Annotated in this window: 1 protein-coding gene and 3 tRNA genes; 1 reads left to right on the forward strand and 3 read right to left on the reverse strand. The window is 48.6% G+C overall.

Translation table 11 applies throughout. The features are described from left to right. Nucleotides 1–46: 46 nt before the first annotated feature. From DP116_RS30620 to DP116_RS30630, 3 genes are all read right to left on the reverse strand, one after another. Nucleotides 47–121: transfer RNA gene (locus tag DP116_RS30620), tRNA-Thr, on the reverse strand. Between the two features lie 95 nt (nucleotides 122–216). After that, nucleotides 217–299: transfer RNA gene (locus DP116_RS30625), tRNA-Tyr, on the reverse strand. 3 nt (nucleotides 300–302) lie between these two features. Continuing rightward, a tRNA-Thr gene (locus DP116_RS30630) sits at nucleotides 303–374 on the reverse strand. Between the two features lie 242 nt (nucleotides 375–616). Here DP116_RS30630 and DP116_RS30635 point away from each other — a divergent pair. After that, complete coding sequence (locus tag DP116_RS30635) at nucleotides 617–1,141, forward strand: hypothetical protein (RefSeq protein ID WP_169158209.1); 525 nt, start codon at nucleotides 617–619, stop codon at nucleotides 1,139–1,141. Nucleotides 1,142–1,258 lie beyond the last annotated feature (117 nt).

Below are 1,258 nucleotides of genomic sequence, written 5' to 3' on the forward strand. Positions count from 1 at the left end.
GATGTATTCAGGGACCAAAGTGTCTATAAAACGCGCTTGGTAAAAATGGAGCCCATGACGAGAATCGAACTCGTGACCTCCCCCTTACCAAGGGGGTGCTCTACCGCTAAGCTACATGGGCATGCGGTACCGACTCATTATGGCTCAATTGAGCCTATTAGTCGCACCTCCTAAGGTTGCCTTTAGAAATCAAGGTCTATTTAGGGGGAACAAGTTTGGGCAGAACTGGATTCGAACCAGTGTAGGCTTGCGCCAACGAGTTTACAGCCCGTCTCCTTTAGCCACTCGGACATCTGCCCATAAGCCGGTGATGGGATTCGAACCCGCAACCGACGGTTTACAAAACCGTTGCTCTACCATTGAGCTACACCGGCATAACGCCCTGTGGGGGGCGCGAACGGGAATTCTACTAGTTTCGCTTAAACCCTGTCAATGGCGCATGATGCGGCTTCAGGTCAAGCGCTTGCTTCTGGAATAATTTTTTCTTGCGGCGAAATCTCAAATGGCACGCACACAGCCTGTCGTGAAAATTTTGATCGACTTAGATAACTTTGCGTATCAATAAGATTTATGTTGCAGAGACCTACGCATCACGCCACACAATTAAGATGGCAGCATGCTGCGCATCGCTGAAGAATGGAAACCCGAGTCGCCCGAAGAAGAGTCTCAGCGCGCCTACTTCTTTTTGCACATGGTTGGTGCTCAATGCATGGAGCATCTGGAACATGTTCTGGAAGAATCGCCGCGACCACTTGGCGTGATATCAACTGAAAAAGTTTTGCACGCAGTCAAGTTTATTTGCTGCGTATCGAGTCACCTAGCCGTTCTCGAGCAGGCAGACGGTGCCCCTCAGATTTGGATGAAAGAGTGGCTGCTTCATGTGCACAAGCAAATCGAAGAGATGATTCCAGAGCATTCGATGTTCGAATTGAACTCGTTTTTTGCGAATTTGGATATAGACGAAATTTGTCGTTACGCGACTGAACAAATTTGTCTAATTCTCACGGTGCGTCGACACGAATTTCAAGACATTCTCTGGGACATGATCGAAGAGGACAAAGAATTTCGCAACGAGATTCTAGTCACATCCTTTAAGGAATCGACAGACGCGCTTCGCGAGCACGCGGCGCTTTTTCCTTAGCCGCGCTTTGACCTACGACTGCACCAATCCCTTTACCTGTAGCTGTCTGACAACTTCGTAGAAAACAATGCCGGCAGCGACAGAAGCATTAAGAGACTCGGTTTTTCCAAGCATTGG

The sequence above is a fragment of the Brasilonema bromeliae SPC951 genome (assembly GCF_012912135.1).
Classification (GTDB): domain Bacteria; phylum Cyanobacteriota; class Cyanobacteriia; order Cyanobacteriales; family Nostocaceae; genus Brasilonema; species Brasilonema bromeliae.